This window comes from Salinicola sp. DM10 (genome assembly GCF_017306975.2).
Lineage (GTDB): Bacteria > Pseudomonadota > Gammaproteobacteria > Pseudomonadales > Halomonadaceae > Salinicola.
The window spans coordinates 1751607-1773508 of the sequence record NZ_JAFLEN020000001.1 but is presented as its reverse complement, the minus strand read 5'-3'; the positions used below and the strand labels follow the sequence as shown (position 1 = coordinate 1773508).

Here is a 21902-nt window from a genome sequence, read left to right as displayed (position 1 = left end):
GATAGGCTCAGGGCTGCGGCGGCGTAAGCTCGGCCAGCGGCCAGCGCGGCCGCGGCTGAGGAGTATCGCTGCGCTCGCCCGCCAGCAGGCGCTGGGCACCGGCGTAGGCGATCATCGCGCCGTTGTCGGTGCAGAAGCGCCCGCGCGGGTAGTAGGCGCGGGCGCCGCGCTTGGCCAGGGCCTGATCCAGGGTCGCACGCAGCCGGCGGTTGGCGCTGACGCCGCCCGCCACCACCAGACGCTGGCGTCCGCTCGCCTCCAGCGCGCGGCGGCACTTGATCGCCAGGGTATCGACCACCGCATCCTCGAAGGCGCGGGCGACATCGGCACGCGCCTGGGCATCCAGCGCCGCCTGCTGTTCCAGGCTGCGCAGCGCGGTCAGGGTGTGGGTCTTGAGCCCGGAGAAACTGAAATCGAGACCCGGGCGGTCGGTCATCGGACGCGGGAAGCGGAACCGGCTGCTGTCGCCCTGCTCGGCCAGGGCCGCCACCTGGGGGCCGCCGGGGTAGGGCAGGTCGAGCATCTTGGCGACCTTGTCGAAGGCCTCGCCGGCGGCGTCGTCGACCGACTCGCCGAGCAGGCGGTAATCGCCCAGCCCGCGCACGTCGACCAGCTGGGTGTGGCCACCGGAGACCAGCAGCGCCACGAACGGGAACTCCGGCGCCTCCGGCTCCAGCATCGGCGCCAGCAGATGCCCTTCCATATGGTGCACGCCGAGGATCGGCACCGCGAGCGCCCGCGCCATGCCGTGGGCGGTGCAGGCGCCGACCATCAGCGCGCCGACCAGTCCCGGGCCGGCGGTATAGGCGATGGCGTCGATGTCGCGCTTCTCCAGGCCGGCATCGGCCAGCACCTGATCGATCAGTGGCAGCAGCTTGCGGGTGTGGTCACGGGAGGCGAGCTCCGGCACCACGCCGCCGAACTCCGCGTGCAGCGCGACCTGGCTGTAGAGCGTATCCGCCAGCAGGCCCTGCTCGCTATCGTAGAGGGCCACGCCGGTTTCGTCACAGGAGGTTTCGATGCCCAGCACGCGCATGGTCGAAGGTTCCGTCGCTAATCAAAAGGGGGAGGGGGATGACAAGGCGCACTATTCTACGCGCTGGCGATGGGCTTTGCATGGCCCCGATCATGCCCCCACGGAGCGCCTTCAAGAGTGGTCAGCGCCTTCAAGAGTGGTCCCCCTGCCACTGAGCCTGCGGCAGGGCGCGCCCGACGCCGGCCGGGACGCGCGGCGGTCAGGAAAAGTCGTTTGCAAAGCGTGAAGGCCGGCACTAGAATACGCTGCTCTGCAGGACTGGGTCGTGCGCTCTAACGCCCCTCGAGCGGTCGTCAAGCCGGATTTTTCGGTGCGATACCGCGCAAGAGGCGGATCCGGGATTGCGACGCGGCACGCCCTCAGGGTGAGCCGTAGCGCCGTCTGAATCCCCTCGGATCATCATGGGCGTGCGTTCAAACCGAACTCAATTCCCAAGGTAGGTGAGTGCTTAATGCCTTCTGTCAAAGTACGTGATAACGAGCCGTTCGACGTCGCGCTGCGTCGCTTCAAACGTTCCTGCGAAAAAGCCGGAATCCTGTCTGAAGTCCGCCGTCGCGAAACTTACGAAAAGCCCACTTCCGTGCGCAAGCGTAAAGCTGCCGCGGCCGTGAAGCGTCACGCCAAGAAGCTCCAGCGTGAGCGTAAGCGTTTCGAACGCTTGTATTGATCCGTACTGGGGGTGACGCGAGTCACTCCAGAGGGATAGCCCAAACGGCCGCCGCCTCGGTGGCCGTTTGTTTTTGTTCCTCGCCCCCGGAGGGTGTCTACCCAGCCGGCGGCCGCAAGACGCGGCCCACGCGCAGCGTCGTCCGCTGCGTAGACCCTCTCTCCTCGACTGTCCCATTCCCGAGACAGTGGCCGTCGGCGCCGGGCGCCCGCGGCCGGCGCAACGAGAGCGTTTGACGCCATGGCCGGACAGATTTCACAGCGCTTCATCGATGACCTGCTGGCGCGGACCGATATCGTCGACGTCGTCTCCGAGCGCGTGCAGCTCAAGAAGAGCGGGCGCAACCACAGCGGTCTCTGCCCCTTCCATCAGGAGAACTCGCCCTCCTTCACGGTCAGCCATGACAAGCAGTTCTACCACTGCTTCGGCTGCGGCGCGCACGGTAATGCCCTGCGTTTTCTGATGGAGTACGACAACCTGCGCTTCCCCGAGGCGGTGGAGCAGCTGGCCGGGCGTGCCGGCATGCAGGTGGAGCGCGAGGGCGGCGATGACCCGGGCGCGGCCAAGCGCCAGCAGAAGCGTGAGGAGGGCGTCAATCTGCTCGAACTCGCTTCGCGCTTCTTTCGCGAGCGCCTGGCGCTGGGGCAGGGCAAGACGGCGCGCGCCTACCTCGAGCGGCGTGGCCTGAGCCAGGAGGTGATCCGCGACTTCGGGATCGGCTACGCCGAGGACGAGTGGGAAGCACTCAAGCGCTATCTGAGTGCCCAGGGCATCAGCGAGGCGGTGCAGGTCGAGTACGGCCTGCTGGTCCATCGTGAGGAGACCGGACGCACCTACGACCGCTTTCGCGATCGGGTGATGTTTCCGATCCGCGACTGGAAAGGCCGCACCATCGCCTTCGGCGGGCGCGTGCTGGGCGATGCCAAGCCCAAGTACCTCAACTCGCCGGAGACGCCGGTCTTCCACAAGGGGCGCGAGCTCTACGGGCTCTTCGAGGCGCGTCAGGCCAATCGCCAGCTCTCCCGGGTGCTGGTGGTCGAGGGCTACATGGACGTGGTGGCGCTGGCCCAGTTCGGCATTCGCAACGCCTGTGCCACCCTGGGCACCGCGCTCACCGCGGATCACCTGCAGCGCCTGTTCCGGCTGGTCGACGAGGTGGTGTTCTGCTTCGACGGTGACAACGCCGGGCGCCAGGCGGCGCGGCGCTCGTTGACCACGGCCCTGCCGTCGATGATCGATGGCCGCCAGGTGCGCTTTCTGTTTCTGCCCGAGGGCGAGGACCCGGATACCCTGGTGCGCCAGGAGGGGCGCGAGGCGTTCGAGAATCGCGTCACCTGTGCCAGTCCGCTGTCCGAGTTCCTGTTCGAGCAGGCCGCCGAGGGCCACGATCTCAAGCAGGTCGAAGGGCGCGAGCGTTTCGTCAGCGCCGTACTGGAAGCGTTGAAGCAGTTGCCCGACGGGGTGTTGAAGTCGCTGCTGCTCAAGGAACTCTCGTCGCGCAGCGGTATCGAAACCTCGCAGTTCAGCGACTGGCTGGCGAGCCATGCACCGCCCGTGCCGCGGCCGACGGCGGAGCCCGGCGACGACGGTTTCGAGGCGATGATGGCGATCTCCGGCGAGGTCGAGTCGGCGCCCATGGCCGAATATGGCGATGGGTCCGGGTATGGAGAAAGCCGCGCCGGCAGCGGCGGCCCCCGGGGTGGGCTGACGGCGGCGCGTAGCGGAACTGCTACGCTATCCCTGAGCTGGCCGGCGCGTATCGTGCAGCTGCTGCTGCACGAGCCGGGGCTGGCCGAGACGCTGCCGGAGCGTCTCGACTGGTGCCCCGAGGCGGAGCCCGACGGGCGTTTGTGCCGTGAGGTGGTCAAGCTACTGCGGGCCGGTCGCTACCGTAGCCCGCAGGTGCTGCTGGCGCATTTCCACGGCACCCCCGAGGGGGAGCGGTTGGATCAGCTGGCGCGGCGCGAGATGGCGATTCCGCGCGAGGTCAGGGCCAGCGAGCTGGCCAACTGGGTGCGCCATCTCGAACGCCAGAGCGAGCGCCTGACGCCGGCCCAGGAGTATCAGCAGCTGCTGGCGAAGAGTCGCCAGCCCGGCGCGCTGAGCGCCGAGGAGAAGCAGCGCCTGCGCGAGCTGATCGGCATGCTCGCCACCGGCGGCTCGGCATGACGGGATCGCCGAGACCGGCATGGCCCCAGGGGCGCGGCGGGGGAGTGCACCTGCCGGACGGCCTCATGCGACAGGGTATATCGATAGGGCTATAAATCGAGATGGCTGTAAATCGAGCGCGTCAGGTCGATATAGCAGACAGGCCGCACGTTCGATCAGCAAGGAAAAAATAGGCGGGATACGACAGGGAAGCGTGAAGAACCGCGGCAGGAGCATCGAAGCGGTTGAAATGGCGGCGAAAGCCTCCAGATAGGGTAACCAAACACACTAGCACACCTGGCAGACAAGGCAAACAGATACTGGCAGCAAAATGCCGGTACGCGCTATACTAGCAGGCTTTTGGGGCGTCGCGCTGTCACCCCAGGTGCTTCATTCTTCTTCGTCGAGTAGGGTTTCTATGGCTGGACACGCACAGCAGTCACGTTTGAAGGAGCTGATCGCACGCGGCAAGGAGCAGGGCTACCTGACCTATGCCGAGGTCAACGATCACCTCCCCGAAGATATCGCCGATCCCGATCAGGTGGAAGACATCATCGCCATGATCAATGACATGGGGATCAACGTCGTCGAGGAAGCGCCTGACGAAGACACCCTCATGATGTCCGACAACTCCACCGACGAGTCGGCGGCGGAGGAAGCGGTCGCGGCCCTGGCGGCGGTGGAGAGCGATGTCGGGCGGACCACCGACCCGGTGCGCATGTACATGCGCGAGATGGGGACGGTGGAACTGCTGACGCGGGAAGGCGAGATCGAGATCGCCAAGCGCATCGAGGAGGGCCTGCGCGAAGTGATGTCGTCGCTGGCCTATCTGCCGGGCGCGGTGGACTCCATCCTTGCCGCCTACGATCAGACCCAGGACGAGGAGGCCCCGGGCCGCCTCTCCGATCTCTTCTCCGGTTTCATCGACCCCGACGAGGGCATACCCGGCGTCGCCGAGGTCGAGATGCCGGAAGTGGAAGAGAGTAGCCTCGCCGCGAGTGACGACGACGACGAGGACGATGAAGACAAAGAAGACGAAGAAGACAGCGACGACAACTCCAGCGAAGGCGGCCCCGATCCCGAAGAGGCGCGCGTACGCTTCGAGCAGATCCGCGAGCAGAACGAGGCGGCCAAGGCGGCAGTAGCCAAGCACGGCTTCGACGCCGAGGCGGCCAAGGCCGAGCTGGCGCGTCTGGCCGAGCTGTTCTCGCCGATCAAGCTCTCGCCCAAGCACTTCGAGCGCCTGGTGGGCCAGGTGCGCATCAGCGTGGAGCAGGTGCGTGAGCAGGAAAAGGCGATCATGCAGGTGTTCGTCAAGCAGGGTAAGGTGCCGCGCAAGACGTTCATCAGCGCCTTCCTCGGCAACGAAGCCAGCGACGCCTGGTTCGACGAGTTCGTGGCCAAGCACGCCAAGTATGCCGATCGGCTCACGCCGTTCCGCGGTGACGTCCAGCGCGCCCAGCGCAAGATCGGCTTCGAGGAGGAGATGGTCCAGCTCCAGGTAAGCCAGCTCAAGGAGGTCAATCGTCGCCTCTCGATCGGCGAGGCCAAGGCGCGCCGGGCCAAGAAGGAGATGGTCGAGGCCAACCTGCGTCTGGTCATCTCGATCGCCAAGAAGTACACCAACCGCGGCCTGCAGTTCCTGGACCTGATCCAGGAGGGCAACATCGGCCTGATGAAGGCGGTGGACAAGTTCGAATACCGCCGCGGCTACAAGTTCTCGACCTACGCCACCTGGTGGATTCGTCAGGCGATCACCCGCTCGATCGCCGATCAGGCGCGCACCATCCGTATCCCGGTGCACATGATCGAGACGATCAACAAGCTCAACCGGGTCTCGCGTCAGATGCTCCAGGAGATGGGCCGCGAGCCGACGCCGGAAGAGCTGGGCGAACGTCTGGAGATGCCGGAAGACAAGGTGCGCAAGGTGCTCAAGATCGCCAAGGAGCCGATCTCCATGGAGACCCCGATCGGTGACGACGAGGACTCGCACCTGGGCGACTTCATCGAGGACAGCACCATGGTGCTGCCGATCGATTCCGCCACCGGCGAAGGTCTGATCGAAGCCACCCGCAACGTGCTCGGTGGGCTCACCGCGCGCGAGGCCAAGGTGCTGCGCATGCGCTTCGGCATCGACATGAATACCGACCACACCCTGGAAGAGGTCGGCAAGCAGTTCGACGTCACCCGTGAGCGTATCCGCCAGATCGAAGCCAAGGCGCTGCGCAAGCTGCGTCATCCGTCGCGCTCCGAGCCGCTGCGCTCGTTCCTCGACGAGTAATACCCGGGCTGCGTGCCCCCTCGACGACCCCGGCAGCCCAGCGCTGCCGGGGTTTTTTCGTTGGCGCGGCGTACTCTCATTCCCACGCCCCACGCCCCACGCCCCACGCCCCACGCACCGCGCACCGCGCACCGCGGATAGGAGTCTCGGACTCCCACACGAGCCGCATGAAAAAGCCGCTGCGCGGGGCAGCGGCAAACGATCGTGCAGTGGGAGCGTCCGCCCCCGGAACCGGTGTCGCTCAGAAGTCGTAGCGCACCAGCAGATCGGTCTCGTCATGGCCGGTATGGCCGTCGTCGGCCCGGCGCGAGTCGTCGAACTTGCGCTCGACGGCGAGGATCAGGTTGTCGTCGAACAGCAGCCAGGCCGCGCCGGCGAGATAGAAGGCGCTGCGCGCGTCGGAGTCGCGATCCTCGAGGCGGTTGAATCCGGTGTAGAGCTGCACGGTGCCGGGAACCTGTTGCTTGACGTTGTAGAGCGCCACGCCCTCGTAGCCGCGGGCCTCGTCGACGATCCCGTCGCTGTTGGTGACACCCTTGAACTCACCGTCGCGAACCAGGTTGTGATACTCGCCGGCGGTCAGCGCGAAGTACCAGTTACCCGGGGTCCAGCGCGCCGCGAGCAGGCCGGCGTCGACGTTCTCGTCGCGGTCGCTGCCGCCTTGGAGCTCGCCGTCGATCTCGCTGTGGGTATAGGTCAAACCGAACGCCCATTCGTCGCTCGGCTGATAGACCGCGGCACCCTGGGCGGTGTACTTGCGCTTAAGGTCGACGAGATTGCCGCTGTAGCCCACCGAGCGGGGCACGTCGTTGCGCGAGGTCTGATAGAGCACCCCCAGGGTCCAGTCGCCAAAGCGATTCTGATAGGAGATGGCGTTGTCGGGGCGGCCGTTGCCGTCGAAGCCGCCGTCGCTGGAGGCGCCGTTGAAGCTGCCCTGGGCGGTGGCGCCGTTGTACCAGAACCAGTCGGTCCAGTAGGCGACCATGTCGTACCACAGCGAATACTGCTTCCCGATCAGGATGGTGCCGTAGTCATCGTTGCTGACACCGGCATAGAGCAGACGCCTGTAGTGGTTGTCGGTGCCATCCTCGAAGAAAGGATCGAAGGCCCACTCGGCGCGGGCGATCGACGACCAGCCGTCGGCGAAATTGTGTTCGTGGATCAGGCGTACGCGGGAGCCGGCATTGGTCGGGTCGTGATCGTCGTGGGTATCGTCGACGAAGCTGCTGCCGGCGGCGATACGCCCGCTGAAGGTGAGCTTGTCCTGCGCGGTCTCGTAGAGCGTCAGGGCGAAGGCCGTTTGGCTGGCCAGCAGCGTGCCGGTGGCGAGAAGGCTCGCCAAGAGAGTCTTGTTGTACATGGTGAAGCGTTACCTATTTGTTGTTGAAGGCAAAATGAGTTCCCAGGTGAGCCAGTGGATTACCGGAGCCGGCGATCAGGGCGACTCGGTGGCCTGGCTGTCGAGGAACTCCTCGAGCGATAGCTGACGATCGCCGTCGCGGTCGGCGGTGCCGAAGGCACCCATCAGATCGGCGTCCGAGCGCGCCTCGCTCGGGTCGATGACGCCGTCACCGTTCTTGTCGAGCCGATGGAATTGCGCGGCCAGCGCCGGCGGTGCGCTGCCCTCCAGCTTGGCGCGCTCGAAGCTGCCGGCGCCGTCGCCGAACGGCAGGGTGTTCTGGCAGCCCGCCAGTGCCACCAGGATGGCGGCGCTCAAAAGACCTTGTGTCGTGGTCATGGATGTCTCCCTTGAAGGAGTGGATGAAGGGGTAAAACCCCGTTTTTCGGCCGCAGTTGTCCGTGACGCCTGCCACAGGGCAAGCGCGGCCAAAGTCGTTGTCATGTGTCTTGATTAAATTGGATCCGGTGCGAACCGTCTTTTATTGTCAGCGTGTCTCTCCCGGGTCGAACGGCGGCGCCTATTGCGTGGCGCCGCCGCTGACGCTCTGCGTCATCTCAGGCCGCGTCGTCGTCGAGGAAGGCGGCCTTGATCAGCGCCTGGGTATAGGCCTCGCGGGGGGCGGAGAAGAGCTGCTCCGTCGGGCCCTGCTCGATCACTTGCCCCTCCTTCATCACCAGCACGTCGTCGGAGAGTGCGCGCACCACCGAGAGGTCGTGGCTGATGAACAGGTAGGTGAGGCCGTACTTCTGCTGCAGATTGCGCAGCAGGTCGATCACCCGTACCTGCACCGAGCGGTCCAGCGCCGAGGTCGGCTCGTCCAGCAGCAGGAGTTCGGGCTTGAGGATCAGCGCGCGGGCAATGGCGATGCGCTGGCGCTGGCCGCCGGAGAACTCGTGGGGGTAGCGGTTGCGCATTCCCGGGTCTAGGGCGACCTCCTCGAGGGCGGCGATCACTTCGGCCTCGCGCTGGCGGCGGTTCATCTCCGGGTGGTGCACCTTGAGCCCTTCGCTGATGATGTCGCCAACGGTCATGCGCGGCGACAGCGAGCCGAAGGGGTCCTGGAAGACCACCTGGAGACGCGAGCGCAGCGGGCGCATGCCGGACTTGTCCAGCGCCGAGAGGTCGGTCTCGCCGAGGCGGATATCGCCCTCGGACTTGAGCAGGCGCAGCAGCGCCCGGCCCAGGGTCGACTTGCCCGAGCCGGACTCGCCGACGATGCCCAGCGTCTCGCCGCGGCGGATGCTGAGGTCGATGCCGCGCACCGCTTCGAAGTAGTCGCTCTTGCCGAACAGACGCTTCTTGAGCGCGAAGCGCACCTTGACGTCGCGTGCGCTCAGCAGCACCGGGGCATCCGCCGGGGCGGGCGTCTTGCGACCGCGCGGGATGGCGTCGAGCAGCATGCGCGTGTAGTCGTGGCTCGGGGCGTCGAACACTTCTTGGGTGGGGCCGCTCTCGACCACCTCGCCGTAGCGCATCACGCACACCTTGTCGGCGAAGTGGCGCACGATACTCAGATCGTGGGTGATGAACAGGATCGCCATGCCGTACTGGGCCTGCAGCGACTTGAGCAGGTCCAGGATCTGCGCCTGAACGGTCACGTCGAGGGCGGTGGTCGGCTCGTCGGCGATCAGCAGGCGCGGTTCGCAGGCCAACGCCATGGCGATCATCACCCGCTGGCGCTGGCCGCCGGAGAGCTCGTAGGGGTAGCTGTCGATGCGCCGCTCGGGTTCGGGGATGCCGACCTGCTCGAGCAGGTCGAGCACCCGGCGGCGCTTGGCGCTGCCGTGCAGGCCCTTGTGCTTGGTCAGCACCTCGCCGATCTGGCGCCCGACCCGGTGCAGCGGGTTGAGCGAGGTCATCGGCTCCTGAAAGATCATCGAGATGTCGTTGCCGCGGATGCGGCGCATGCGCCGTGGCGTGACCGCGAGCAGGTCCTCGCCGTCGAAGCGGATCGCGCCCTGGGTCTGGGCCAGCTCCGGCAGCAGGCGCAGGGTGGCGGTCGAGGTGACCGACTTGCCCGAGCCCGATTCGCCCACCAGCGCCAGGGTCTCGCCCTCGGCGATGCGCAAGCTGACCTCCTTGACCGCCGTCACCGCGCCGGTGGGGAGCTGGAAGGTCACGCTGAGTTTGTCGATTTCCAGTAGTGAGTGCGTCATCGAATCGTCCTCAGCGGGTCTTGGGATCGAGGGCGTCACGCAGCCCATCGCCCAGGAAGTTGAGACAGAACAGCGTGGCCGCGAGGAAGAACGACGGCACCAGCAGCATCCACGGTGCGCTCTCCATCATGTCGACGCCTTCGGAGATCAGTACCCCCCAACTGGTCAGCGGCTCCTGCACGCCGAGCCCCAGAAACGACAGGAAGCTCTCGAGCAGGATCACCTTGGGCACGGTCAACGTGACGTAGACGATCACCGGGCCGATGGCGTTGGGGATCAGATGGCGGGTGACGATCTTGCTGTCGCGCACGCCCAGGGCATGCGCCGCCTCGATGAACTCGCGGCGCTTCAGGGCCAGGGTCTGGCCGCGCACGATGCGCGCCATGTCGAGCCACTCCACCGCGCCGATGGCGGCGTAGATCAGGAAGATATTGCGCCCGAACACCACCATCAGCAGGATCACCAGGAACATGAACGGCAGCGAGTACATGATGTCGACGAAGCGCATCATCAGGCTGTCGACCCGCCCGCCGAGATAGCCGGAGATGGCGCCGTAGAGCACCCCGATCACCAGGCTGACGAAAGACGCCACCAGCGCCACCGAGAGCGAGACACGGCCGCCATAGAGCACCCGGGTCAAGAGGTCGCGGCCGTTGGCGTCGGTGCCCAGGTAGTGGGCGTTCTCCAGCGTCGGGCCGGTGCCGAAGGCGTTCCAGTCGACCTCGGCCAGGCCCCAGGGCAGGAACCAGGGGCCGGCGACGCAGACCACCACGATGGCGATCAGCAGGCCCAGGCTGGCCATCGCCGCGCGGTTCTGGGTCAGCCGGCGCCAGGCGTCCTTGGCCAGGCTTTCGCCCACCGGGGCGTCTGCGGCGCGCGGGTCGGGCGTGGGGTCCGGGCCCGGCGGCGGGTTGGGGCCGCCGGCGGGCAGCGGGGCGCCGTCCCGTTGTTCGCCGCTGTAGGGCTTGGAATCAGATGTCATTGGCGGCCTCCCCGGTGGCACGAATGAATGGCGTTGAGGCTCTGTCGTTGTTCATGAGGCGGTCGTTGTTCATGAGTCAGTCGTCGTAACGAATTTGCGGGTCGAGCGCGGAGTAGAGCAGATCGACGATCAGGTTCATCAGCACGATCAGCACGCCGTAGAAGACCACGGTGCCCATCACCAGGGTGTAGTCGCGGTTGAGCGCCCCCTGCACGAAGTAGCGGCCGATGCCGGGGATGCCGAAGATCTGCTCGATCACCACCGAGCCGGTGATGATCCCGGCGATCGCCGGGCCGAGGTAGGAGACCACCGGCAGCATCGCCGGGCGGATGGCGTGGCGCCAGATCACCTCGCGTTCGGAGAGCCCCTTGGCGCGAGCGGTGCGGATGAAGTGGCTGCCCAGGGTCTCGATCATGCTGGCGCGCATCATGCGTGCGATGTAAGCGATCTGCTGGATCGACAGCGCCACCACCGGCAGCACCAGATTGGGCCAGGCGCCGCCGTTCCAGCCGCCGGCCGGCAGCCACGCCAGCAGCACGCCGAAGACCAGGGCGAAGATCGGCGCGATGACGAAATTGGGCACTGCAATGCCGGTCAGCGCCGTGCCCATGACCAGATAGTCGACGGTGGAGTTGCGCCTGATCGCCGCGGCGATCCCCAGCGGCAGGCCGATCATCAAGGCCAGCAGGATCGCCAGCCCGCCGATCTCCAGGCTCACCGGGAAGCCCTGCATGATCAGCTCGGTGACGCTGAAGTCCTTGTACTTGAACGAGGGGCCGAAATCGCCCTGGAGCAGATTGCCCATATAGCGCAGATACTGCATCGGCAGCGGCTCGTCGAGATGGTAGGCCGCCTTGAGGTTGGCCTCGATCTCCGGCGGCAGCTGGCGCTCGCCGTCGAACGGCCCGCCCGGGGCCACCCGCATCAAAAAGAACGAGATGGTGATCACGATCAGCAGCGTGGGGATCGCCATCAGCAGCCGCTTGAGGGTGTAACTCAACATGTCGGCGCACCTCGCGGCGCGCGCGGCGGGGTCTGGGCATCGATCATCAGTCGCGCTCCTCCAGATAACGCAGCGGGTGGACGTCCATCGGGTTGCTCTGCCAGCCGTCGAGCTTGGGTGAGACCAGGTGCACGGAAACGTAGTCGTAGAGCGGCAGCAGGGCATAGTCGTCGAGCAGCCGCTGCTGCGCCTGGGTCAGGGTGCGCTGGCGCGTCGCCGGGTCGAGCTCGCCGGTGCTTCTGGCCACCAGGGCGTCGTACTCGGCGTCGTGATAGCCGCTGGCGCGGCTGGCCGAGCCGTCGTCGGCGTAGGAGCCGAGGAAATCGAACGGGTCGTTGATCGTCGCCACCATGCCGTAGCGGGCGACTTCGAACTTGCCCTGGCGGATGGTGGCGTAGTGCACCGCCGCCTCCGAGTTGACCAGCGCGACCTCGACCCCCAGCGGCTTCCACATCGCCGCCACTGCCACTGCGATCTTCTTGTGATCCTCGAGGGTGTTGTAGTTGAGCGTCAGCCGCAGCGGATGCTCGGGGCCGTAGCCGGCCGCTTTCATCAACTGCCGGGCGCGGGTCAGGCGGTCTTCCATCGACATGTCGGCGAAGGCCATCTGGCCGCCGGGCGCGTTGGCGGTGCCGCGCGGCACGAACCAGGTCGAGGGCGTCTGCCCCTGGCCCAGGATCTGGCCGGTGATCACTTCGCGGCGTACCGCCAGGTTGAGCGCTTCGCGCACGCGACGGTCGGCCAGCGGCTGGCCGTCGCGCAGGTTGAACATGTAGAAGTACTCCGCCGTCAGCGGGCCCACGCGCAGCGCGTCCGCCAGATTCTGCTTGGCCCAGGCGAAGCGCGACGACGGCACGCTGGAGTAGGCGATATCCATCTCGCCGGTGCGGAAACGGTTGAGCGCCGAGCCGGCGTCGTCGATCGGGTAGAAGGTGGCCTGATCCAGGGCGACGTTCTGGGCGGCGTGGAAGTGCGGGTTCTTGGCGATCACGATGCGCGCCTGGGGCTGCCATTCGCTCAGGGTGAAGGCGCCGCTGGAGACCGTCTTGCCCGGCTCGACCCAGTGCTCGCCGGCGGCCTCGATGGCGTGTGCCGGTAGCGGCGCGGCTTCGGTCATCGCCAGCGCCTGCAGGAACCAGGCGGTGGGTTGGGTCAGGTGGATCTTCAGGGTGTGGGCGTCCGGCGTCTCCACGCCCAGGCTTGCCGGGTCGGCCTCGCCGGCGTTGATCGCGCGTGCGCCGACGATGGGGTAGTAGAGATTGGCATTGTGGTTGGCGATGGCCGGCTCGAGCACCCGACGCAGGGCGAACGCGGCGTCTTCGGCGGTGATCGGTTCACCATCGGACCACTCGGCATCGCGCAGGTGAAAGGTGTAGGTCTTGCCGTCGGCGCTGATCTCCCAGCGCTCGGCCAGCCCCGGCACCAGGCTGCCGTCGGCGGCATAGGTGACCAGCCCCTCGAACAGCGCGCGGGTGATGCGCGTCTCCCAGGTGCCGCTGGTCTTCTGCGGGTCGAGGGTGCCCGGTTCGGCACCGTTGGCGATATTGACGCTGAAGGCCTGGGCCGAGGTGGCCAGGGCGCCGAGCGCGAGTCCGCCGAGGGCGGCCATGAGCTGTCGTGAAAGCATCTTTTTGGCGTTCTTGTCGGGCCGCCGCGCGGATCATCGCTCTCCGGCGGCGGGGTGAATGTCAATCGTCGCGGGAGAGCCAGCGCGACAGATGGCGGTTGAGCGCGTTGTCCTGCCATCCCGAGAGGTCGGGGGCGACCAGGTTGCGCGAGACGTCGATGTAGATCGGCGCCATGGCGTAGTCGCCCAGAGCCTGGCGCTCGGCCTGTTCGAGCAGCTGCTGGCGGGCGTCGGCGTCGGTCTCCTGGCTGGCCGCACGCATCAGCGCGTCGAACGCCGGGCTGCGATAGCCGCCGTAGTTCTTGGGCGCATCGCTCTGCAGGATGCCGAGGAAGTTGCTGGCGTCGTCGAAGTCGGCGACCCAGCTGGCACGGCCGACGTCGAAGTTGCCGTTGGCCAGCTCGGCATAGTGGACCGCGCCCTCGGCGTTGATCAGCTGTGTCTTCACCCCCAGCGGCTGCCACATCGCCGCCAGTGCCACGGCGATGCGCTTGTTGGCCTCGGTGGTGGAGTAGCGCAGGGTCAGTTCGAGCGGGTGGTCGGGACCGTAGCCGGCGTCTTCGAGCAGGCTCTTGGCCTGGGCAATCCGCTCATCCATCGGCCGATCCAGGCCGGGCATGCGCTGGGCGTCGTAGTGGGCGACGCCGCCGGGCACGAAGCCGCTGGCCGGCGCGACCACGCCACCCATGATCTGCTTGGCGATCACCTCGCGGCGGATGGCCAGATTGAGCGCCTCGCGCACGCGCTTGTCGGCCGTCGGATGGCCGTCGCGCTGGTTGAGCGCGAAGTAGTAGTTGGCGAGCTGCGGCGCCAGGTGGACGGCGTCGGGCAGGTTGTCTTGCAGCCACTGATAGCGATCCGGCGAGAAGTCGCGAACGATATCCAGGCCCCCGGCGCGGAAGCGCTGCAGCGCGGCGCTGCGATCCTCCACCGGGTAGTAGTCGACGCCGTCGAGGGTGACCTCGGCGGCGGCGTGGAACTCGGGATTCTTGCGTGCCGCGATATGGTCGTGGGAGACCCACGAGGTGGGCGTGAAGGCGCCGTTGGTGACGATATGGTCCATCTGGGTCCAGGCATCGCCGTAGCGCTCGACCACGTGGGCTGGCACCGGTGAGGCGGCGATATGCGCCAGCAGCGTGGTGAAGTAGGGCGTGGGACGCTCGAGGGTGATCTGGAGCGTCTTGGCGTCCAGCGCGACGACGCCCAGCGGCAGGGCATCGGCTCTGCCCTTGGTGTGCGCCTCGGCGCCGCGGATGGGGTAGAACAGATTGGCGTAGACGGCGCCGTTGGCGGGGTCGAACAGGCGCTGGAAGGCGAGCACGAAGTCTGCCGCCACCACCGGCTGGCCGTCCGACCAGTCGGCGTCGTCGCGCAGGTGAAAGGTGTAGGTCTTGCCGTCGTCGCTGATGTCCCAACTGCGGGCGGCGCCGGGGACATAGTGGCCGGCGGGATCGAGGGTGACCAGCCCCTCGAACAGGTCGCCCAGCACGTCGTTCTCCCAGGTGGTACCACCGATGCGCGCGCTGTCCAGCGAGGCGGGCTCACCCTGGATGCCGATGGCCAGTGTCGCCGCCGCGGCCGGGGCGGAGAGCGACAGCGCCCCCAGCAGCAGGGGGAGGCAGCGGGCCGTGAGACGGCGTGTGCGTGAATCGAACATGATCGAGTCCTTGTGTTGTTATGCGAGGCGCAGCGTTCGGGGCTGCACCGCCCGGGGGCGTTGTATGGACGCCTTACCCGTCTCGATCCTATGTCATCCCGGGGAGGCCGGCACTCGATAGCGCTGAGGCTCTCTATAAAAGCGCTGAGGGCTCTCTATCGATACAGCGCTGACGGCTCTCCGGGGCCTGTGCTGACGACGACTTACTCAGTCGAGGTGGCGGCGTACCGCACACAACTGCTCGGCATAGTGGCTTCCGCTGAGCCGGCGGCGCTCGACGCGGGCGTTGTTGGTCGGCGCGTGGAGCAGGGTGTCGTCACCCAGATAGAGCCCCACGTGGTCGACCACCAGGCGCCCGCTGGCATCCGGTTTCTCGAAGTAGAGCAGATCGCCGGCGCGGCGTGCCTCCAGAGCCACCGGCGTGCCGCTGGCGAGCTGATCGCCGGCGTCCCGCGGCAGCGCGATCCCGACCGCCGCGAACAGGCTGTGCACCAGCCCCGAGCAGTCATAGCCGAAGCTCGAATTGCCCGCCCACAGATAGCGCAGCCCCTCGAAGCGTCGGCCCAGCCAGGCCAGGGTGGCGGCATCCGCGGGCAGCGGGGTCTCCGCCAGCCGTACACTGTCGCGCGGCAGCCAGCCACGGCCCAGCGGTGAGATCACCTCGACCCGTGTCGGCGTCACGGCCAGCCGACGCAGCCGGGTCATAAAGCTCAGCGGCAGCCGGTCGGTCACGGGCTGGCCGGGTTGCGGGGATGTCACCACCAGCTCCGTGAGCGGCGCCGTGACCACCACCTCGCCCTCGATGTCACCCTCGGTCTCGTCGACGACCTCGGCGAGCTGCGCTGCCGGCAGCCAGCCGGGGTAGCCGCGCGGATCGAGGGTGCTCGATTGGCTCGGCACCACCACCCGGCACCACTCGCGGCCGGCGGCGTCGGTGGTGCGTTCGAGCACTTGCACCGGGGCATCGAACAGCACCTGGCTGACCAGCAGCTTGTCGCGGCACAGCGCCAGACGGGTGTCGTCATCGAGTGCCGCCAGCCAGCGCTCGAGCTGGACCGGCGCCGCCAGCGCCGGGGCATCGAGGGTGCGGGCGGCCTGCGGCGAGCGCCACAGGCCGGCGACGGAGACGGCGATACGCGGCATGGTCGGTTCCCCCGGTGCGGCGCGAGCGCGCTCAGTCCTTGAAGCTCACCCAGCGCGACGGATGGTCATCCTCGACGTTGTCTTCCCAACCCTGTAGGTCAGGGTTGACCAGGTTGCGGGTGACGTAGGTGAGCAGCGGTACCAGTGCGTAGTCATTCAGCGCCAGATCCTCGGCCTGTTCGAGCAGTTTCTCGCGCGCATCCAGGTCCAGGGTCTGCGCCGCCTGATCCATCAGCTTGTCGTAGGCGGGGTTGGAGTAGGCGCCGTAGTTGTTGCCCACACCGGTGTGCAGCAGGGCGAGGAAGTTCTCTGCATCGTTGTAGTCGGCGATCCAGCCGGCCCGGGCGACATCGAAATCCCCTTGGGCAATCGTTTGGTAGTGGACGGTGGCTTCGGAGTTGACCATCTGCACGTCGACGCCGAGCGGTTTCCACATCGCCGCCACGGCGATGGCGATCTTCTTGTGCTCGTCGCTGGTGTTGTAGCGCAGGCGCAGCGTCAGCGGATGGTCCGGGCCGTAACCGGCCTCCTTGAGCAGTGCCTTGGCCTTGGCCATGCGCGCGTTCATGTCGTCGCTGCCCAGGTCCATATGCTGGGCCTGGTAGTGGTTGGTGCCCGGCGGCACTAGCCCGGTTGATGCCTTGAACGAGCCGGCCATGATCTGCTGCGAGATGACATTACGGCGGATCGCCAGATTGAGCGCTTCACGAACCCGCTTGTCGGTGGTCGGGTGCCCGTCGCGGAAGTTGAGCACGTAGTAGTAAGAGCCCAGCATCGGACTCATGTGCGTGGCGTCGGGCAGGTTCTCCTTGAGCCACTGGTAGCGGCTGGAAGGGTAGTCCGCCAGCACGTCCAGTTCGCCGGCGCGGAAACGCGAGATACCGGCGTTGCGATCCTCGGTGGTGTAGTAGTTGACCCCATCCAGCGCGACCTCGTCGGCGTCATAGTAGGTCGGGCTCTTCTCGACGCTGATGCGCGACTGCGAGACCCACTGTACCGGGTGAAAGGCGCCATTGGTGGCAATGTGGTCCAGTTTGACCCAGTCGCGGCCGTACTTGTCGACCAGATGCTTGGGCACCGGATAGGCGGTGTAGTGGGTCAGCAGCTGCAGAAAATAGGGCGTCGGGTGATTGAGCGTCACCTCGAGGGTCTTGCCACCATCCAGCGATTTGGCGCCCAGGCTCTCGGCCGGCTGCTTGCCGGTGTTGATCGCCTCGGCATTGGCGATCGGGTAGAGCATATAGGCGTACTTGGAGGCGTTCTTGGGCGCCAGCAGATGCTGCCAGCCGAACACGAAATCCTCGGCGGTGACCGGCTCGCCGTCCGACCACTTGGCGTTGTCGCGCAGATGGAAGGTATAGGTCTTGCCGTCGTCGGAGACCTCCCAGCGCGTCGCCATACCCGGCAGCAGCTCGCCTGTCGGTGATTGCACGACCAGGCCTTCGAAGACATCCATCAGTACCTGGGATTCCCACACCCCGCCTGACACTTGGGAGGTGTCGAAGGAGGCGAGTTCGCCCTGGATGCCGATATTGAGCGTGTCGGCCTGGGCCGGGGCGGCGAGGCTGCCGATGGCGAGCGCGAGGGCACTGACGGCGTAGAGGCCGCGGGGAAGAGCGGGGAAGGGCATCGTCGATGTCTCCGAATGTGTTTGTTGTTGTGGCGCGCACGCGGGGCTCGAACAGTGCCCGGCGAGCGGCCGATGCGACACCATCGCGCGATCGGCCTGATGCGTCTAATTCAAATGCTCGATGACGTATTTCATCTCATGCATAGCAGGCCGGATGGCAGGCGGCGAGGAGTGTGGCGGGTGCTATGGCGAGGTCGTGCGGGGAAGCTGGGCCCGGCGTGGCCAGATCAAGACGCGGAGCTGATCGTGATCTCGTCGCTCTGCGTGGTGTCGAGACATACACGGTCGCGGCCCTGGCGTTTGGCCCGGTAGAGGGCGCGGTCGGCGCTGACGATGGCCGCGCTGAGCGTCTCGCCCTCCGATGTCGCCTCGGCGATGCCGATCGAGAGCGTCACCGGAATATCATGGCCGTCGGCGTGCACCGGCGTGTGTATCACCGCATCGCGCAGGCGTTCGGCGATCACCTGTGCCGCTGTGGCGTCCGTGGCGGGCAGCAGTACCAGAAACTCTTCTCCGCCCCAGCGCACCGCGACGTCGCCGTCGCGCACGGCCCCGCGCAGGCGCGCGGCGACCGCGACGATCACGCTGTCACCGACCTCGTGGCCATAGGTGTCGTTGATGCGCTTGAAGTGGTCAACATCCGCGAGCAATACGCTGGTCCGAACTCCCTCTGCGCCCGTCGTGCGCGCTGTCTCCAGACGGTTCAGAGCGCGCTGGGCGCCGTGGCGGTTGGCCAGCCCGGTGAGCTGGTCGGTCTCGGCCTGCTGGCGCAGGGCGCGGTTGGCGCGCTCGCCAGCCATGGCGATATAGCCGAAGTAGACCAGGATGCTAGCGACACGGTCGACGGCGAAGGAGGGGTAGTTGACCGCCTCCTGCGTCGGCGGCGTGAGATTCAGCAGCAGCGCCACGCCGGTACCGGCCAGGGCCACGGCGTAGGCGATGAACGCCAGCGCCACGACGATCGGCGAAAACAGGCGCTCCGAGGCGGGTCTGAGGATCTCGAACACCGTCAGGCAGGCCGGTAGCGTGCAGGCCAAGGTGATGACGAAGCGGCGGTAGTTCAGTGCCACCTGGAAAAGATCGAGTACGGTATAGATCAGTAGTGGCAGCAGTATTATGGCGCCCAGCAGGCGCGGGTCGACGCGCCGTCGATAGAAGAGCCGCACGCCGCTCCAGGAGCCGATCAGGCTGATCATGAAGAGCAGATAGGTTGCCAGGCCGAGTGCCAGACCGGGCTCGCCGTCGACCGGAAACTGTGCCATCAGCGCCGTCCCCAGAGACGAGCCGATCAGTGCCGACAGCCAATGCCACAGGAAACGCTCATGTAGCTGGCTCAGGACCACGGTCAGGAATACCAGCAGAAAGGCTGCGCGACTCAGCGTCGCCGTGAGCAGGGCATCGTCGGTCATATGCATGATCTTTTCCCTGGCCGTGCCGGCTCGTCGGTGTCAGAAGCGGTAGCCGAGCCCGGCGCCGAGCGTCCAGATGTTGGCCCGCAGTTCGCTGCTGAAGCCTTCGCCTTCGAAACGATAGGTGGGCACCTTCAGGTAGTGCAGGCTGGCACTGACGAACCAGTCACCACTCACATGATAGTCGGCACCGGCCACCAGTAGGGGGCCGGTAACCGGCTCGACCGAGAAATCGGGGATGCCGGTTGCGGGTTCGACACGACGTTCGCGGGCATGGTACAGGCCGGCGCCGAGGTAGGGCGTCAGTGCGCCCCAGGGAGTAAAGTGGTACTGCAGCGAGAGTGCTCCGCTGTAGCTGTCGACGCGGCCGACGTCGAAGTCGCCGATCAGGGAATCGCGTACCCGGTAGTGCGTGCGCGAGATGCCGCCGGTGAACTGGAGTGCCCAGCGCTCGCTCAGGAAGTAGCTGAGGTCGGCGCCCGGCTGGACGCGTGAGGCGATCTCCACTTCGCCGCCGATGGTCGATATCGTCGAATGAACCTGGGAGGCATGACTGCCTAGCACCAGACCGCGCAGCAGCCAGTCGCCCTGACTTAGGGCGCCGGCACGGGCCGGACCGGTGTGTATCAGCGTGACGAGCGCCAGCAGGAGCAGGCAGAGACGGGCACAGTGGGCACGGAAGTAGTGATCATGGATAGCGCGACGCGGCTTGGTGACGGCTGGCGCAAGGTGCCGCATGAAGCTCTCCCGGGGCAGTTCGAAGGTCGGTGCCGGTCACGCCGGCACCGCCGCGCCCTGCCGCCACTCGCACCTTTTATCGGCGGCGGCACAGCGCGCTTGAGCTCCGTGGCCGCCGGCGGGCGAGCATCACTCCGGCTTGTGCACCCAGCGTGAGGCATGCATGTCGAGGGCGTTGTCGTCCCAGCCGGTGAGTGCCGGTGCGACCAGATTGCGCGAGCTGTAGGTGTAGATCGGCGTCAGCGGATAGTCGGCAAGCCCCAGCGCCTCGGCCTGTTGCATCAGCTTGGCCCGCTTGGCCGGGTCCTGCTCGCGATCCGATTCACTCAGCAACTGATCGTAGCGCGCGTCGTGGTAGGCGCCGTAGTTGTTGGTCTCGGCGGAGAGCAGCTGGAGGAAGTTCTGGGCGTCGTCGTAGCTCGAGATCCAGGCCGCGCGGGCGACCTGGAAATCCCCCTGCATCAGGTCGGCGTAGTGGATGTTGGCCTCGGTGTTGCGCAGTTCGACATCGACCCCCAGCGGTTTCCACATGGCGGCCACGGCGACCGCGATCTGGCGGTGTTCGTCGCCGCTGTTGAAGCGCAGGGTCAGCTTCAGCGGCTTGTCCGGGCCGTAGCCGGCCTCCCGCATCAGAGTCTTGGCCCTGGCCAGGCGGGTATCGATGGGGTCGTCGAGCCCTGGCTGCGACTGCGCCTGATAGTCGCTGGTCCCCGGCGGCACCAGCGAGGTGGCCGCGGTGACCGCGCCCTTGAGCAGCTGTTCGGCGATCACGTCGCGGCGGATCGCCAGACTCAGCGCCTCGCGTACCCGCTTGTCGGCCACCGGCGAGCCGTCGCGCAGGTTGTAGACGTAGTAGTAGGTACCCAGCGACGGAAAGCGGTGGGTGGCATCGGCGAGCGTCTTCGAGAGACGCGGATACTGCGCCGCGGGGTAGTCGCGCAGGATATCCAGCTCGCCGGCGCGGAAGCGCTGGATGCCGGCCACCTTGTCCTCCAGCGGATAGTAGTCGACGCCATCCAGGCTGACGTTGTCGGCATCATGGAAGTGTGTGTTCTTGACCGTTTCCAGCTCGGTGTTGGAGACCCATTTGACTGGCTTGAAGGCGCCGTTGACCGCGATATGCGACGGGTCGCTCCAGTCGTCGCCGTACTTGGCGTAGAGATGCTGGGGGATCGGATAGGCGAACGGCAGTACCAGGGTCTTGAGGAAGTAGACCGTGGGCTCGTTGAGGGTGATCCGAAGCGTCTTGCCATCGTCGAGAGAAGCGACGCCGAGCGTCTCGAGCGGCTTCTTGCCGGCGTTGATCGCCTGGGCGTTGACTACCGGATAGAGGCGGTGGGCGTAGTTGGAGGCGGTCTTGGGGTCGACCTGATGACGATAGGCGAAGACGAAGTCGTCGGCGGTCAAAGGCTGGCCATCGGACCACTCGAGCCCGTCGCGCAGATGAAAGGTATAGGTCTTGCCGTCGTCGGAGATCTCCCAGCTCTTCGCCGCGCCGGGGATGATATGGCCCTCGGCGTCGATCGCGATCGGCCCCTCGAACAGATCGCGCAATACGTCCTCTTCCCATACGCCACCGGTGATCTTGGCCGGGCTGAGCGAGGCGGGATCGCCCGAGATCCCCATGTGCAGCGTGGCAGCGGGCAGTGAGAGCGAGGTCAGGCCGGCGGCCAGACCGATGGCGAGGGCGAGCGGATGAGAGCGCATCGGCAAGGGTTCCTTGTAGCTGTTGTTGGTCATGACGATGTGTCGTTGGTCATGGCGATAGGGTGACGACTATCCGGTAACGGCATCTGGGTATGCACGGGTGGCCGTCGACGGTAGCAGGGCCTTTGCGGCCGGGGTAAATGAATAATAGTGAAACCGTTATAACTATCTACCGCGTGCGCTCCCGCGTCTCGCCCCTGATGCAATGTCACCACGCCAGCCGGCGAAGCCGGGATGACGCTCTGCCGGCGTTTGGCTACAATAGTCGACCTTTTGGCGCAGCCCGGCGCCGGGTGCCGCCCCCGCGGTTGGCGCG

At 66.6% G+C, this 21902-nt stretch carries 16 protein-coding genes; 3 read left to right on the top strand and 13 right to left on the bottom strand.

From position 1 onward, the window contains the following. Positions 1-7 precede the first annotated feature (7 nt). Positions 8-1036, bottom strand: a complete 1029-nt coding sequence (gene tsaD / locus J0A90_RS07885; RefSeq protein ID WP_207033306.1) for a tRNA (adenosine(37)-N6)-threonylcarbamoyltransferase complex transferase subunit TsaD — start codon at positions 1034-1036, stop codon at positions 8-10. A 451-nt stretch (positions 1037-1487) separates the two neighbouring features. On the opposite strand from tsaD, the gene rpsU reads away from it, so the two are divergent. The 3 genes from rpsU to rpoD all read left to right on the top strand — a co-directional run bounded on the left by rpsU (position 1488) and on the right by rpoD (position 6132). Then, positions 1488-1703, top strand: coding sequence for a 30S ribosomal protein S21 (gene rpsU / locus J0A90_RS07880; protein ID WP_081919436.1), 216 nt, complete (start codon positions 1488-1490; stop codon positions 1701-1703). 240 nt (positions 1704-1943) lie between these two features. Continuing rightward, positions 1944-3872, top strand: coding sequence for a DNA primase (gene dnaG / locus J0A90_RS07875; protein WP_207033304.1), 1929 nt, complete (start codon positions 1944-1946; stop codon positions 3870-3872). A gap of 397 nt (positions 3873-4269) precedes the next feature. Beyond that, on the top strand, positions 4270-6132 hold the full coding sequence (rpoD, locus tag J0A90_RS07870) for an RNA polymerase sigma factor RpoD (protein ID WP_035474647.1): 1863 nt from the start codon (positions 4270-4272) through the stop codon (positions 6130-6132). Between the two features lie 241 nt (positions 6133-6373). Here rpoD and J0A90_RS07865 read toward each other — a convergent pair whose 3' ends face one another. The 12 genes from J0A90_RS07865 to J0A90_RS07810 form a co-directional block, all read right to left on the bottom strand. Next, positions 6374-7492, bottom strand: coding sequence for a porin (locus tag J0A90_RS07865; RefSeq protein ID WP_207033301.1), 1119 nt, complete (start codon positions 7490-7492; stop codon positions 6374-6376). A 75-nt stretch (positions 7493-7567) separates the two neighbouring features. Then, complete coding sequence (locus J0A90_RS07860; RefSeq protein WP_207033299.1) at positions 7568-7870, bottom strand: EF-hand domain-containing protein; 303 nt, start codon at positions 7868-7870, stop codon at positions 7568-7570. Between the two features lie 218 nt (positions 7871-8088). Continuing rightward, complete coding sequence (locus J0A90_RS07855) at positions 8089-9690, bottom strand: ABC transporter ATP-binding protein (protein WP_233076593.1); 1602 nt, start codon at positions 9688-9690, stop codon at positions 8089-8091. Between the two features lie 10 nt (positions 9691-9700). Further along, the gene (locus tag J0A90_RS07850) at positions 9701-10672 is read right to left on the bottom strand and encodes an ABC transporter permease (RefSeq protein ID WP_207033294.1); all 972 of its coding nucleotides are present in this window, start codon (positions 10670-10672) and stop codon (positions 9701-9703) included. Between the two features lie 76 nt (positions 10673-10748). Then, positions 10749-11675 (bottom strand): oligopeptide ABC transporter permease OppB, encoded by a 927-nt coding sequence (oppB, locus tag J0A90_RS07845; RefSeq protein ID WP_035473945.1) that lies wholly within the window; start codon positions 11673-11675, stop codon positions 10749-10751. A gap of 46 nt (positions 11676-11721) precedes the next feature. After that, positions 11722-13284, bottom strand: coding sequence for a peptide ABC transporter substrate-binding protein (locus J0A90_RS07840; protein ID WP_233076592.1), 1563 nt, complete (start codon positions 13282-13284; stop codon positions 11722-11724). A 79-nt stretch (positions 13285-13363) separates the two neighbouring features. Next, complete coding sequence (locus J0A90_RS07835; protein WP_207033292.1) at positions 13364-14959, bottom strand: peptide ABC transporter substrate-binding protein; 1596 nt, start codon at positions 14957-14959, stop codon at positions 13364-13366. Between the two features lie 207 nt (positions 14960-15166). Continuing rightward, the gene (locus J0A90_RS07830) at positions 15167-16102 is read right to left on the bottom strand and encodes a C40 family peptidase (RefSeq protein WP_207033291.1); all 936 of its coding nucleotides are present in this window, start codon (positions 16100-16102) and stop codon (positions 15167-15169) included. 31 nt (positions 16103-16133) lie between these two features. After that, positions 16134-17732 carry a peptide ABC transporter substrate-binding protein gene (locus J0A90_RS07825; RefSeq protein ID WP_207033288.1) on the bottom strand — a complete coding sequence of 533 codons (1599 nt, stop codon included), beginning with the start codon at positions 17730-17732 and terminating at the stop codon, positions 16134-16136. Between the two features lie 227 nt (positions 17733-17959). Further along, positions 17960-19147: a GGDEF domain-containing protein gene (locus J0A90_RS07820; protein WP_207033286.1), complete on the bottom strand. Its 1188-nt coding sequence runs from the start codon at positions 19145-19147 to the stop codon at positions 17960-17962. Positions 19148-19180: 33 nt separating this feature from the next. Then, positions 19181-19879, bottom strand: a complete 699-nt coding sequence (locus J0A90_RS07815; RefSeq protein ID WP_207033283.1) for an OmpW family protein — start codon at positions 19877-19879, stop codon at positions 19181-19183. A gap of 129 nt (positions 19880-20008) precedes the next feature. Beyond that, the gene (locus J0A90_RS07810; protein ID WP_233076591.1) at positions 20009-21619 is read right to left on the bottom strand and encodes a peptide ABC transporter substrate-binding protein; all 1611 of its coding nucleotides are present in this window, start codon (positions 21617-21619) and stop codon (positions 20009-20011) included. Between the last annotated feature and the right edge of the window lie 283 nt (positions 21620-21902).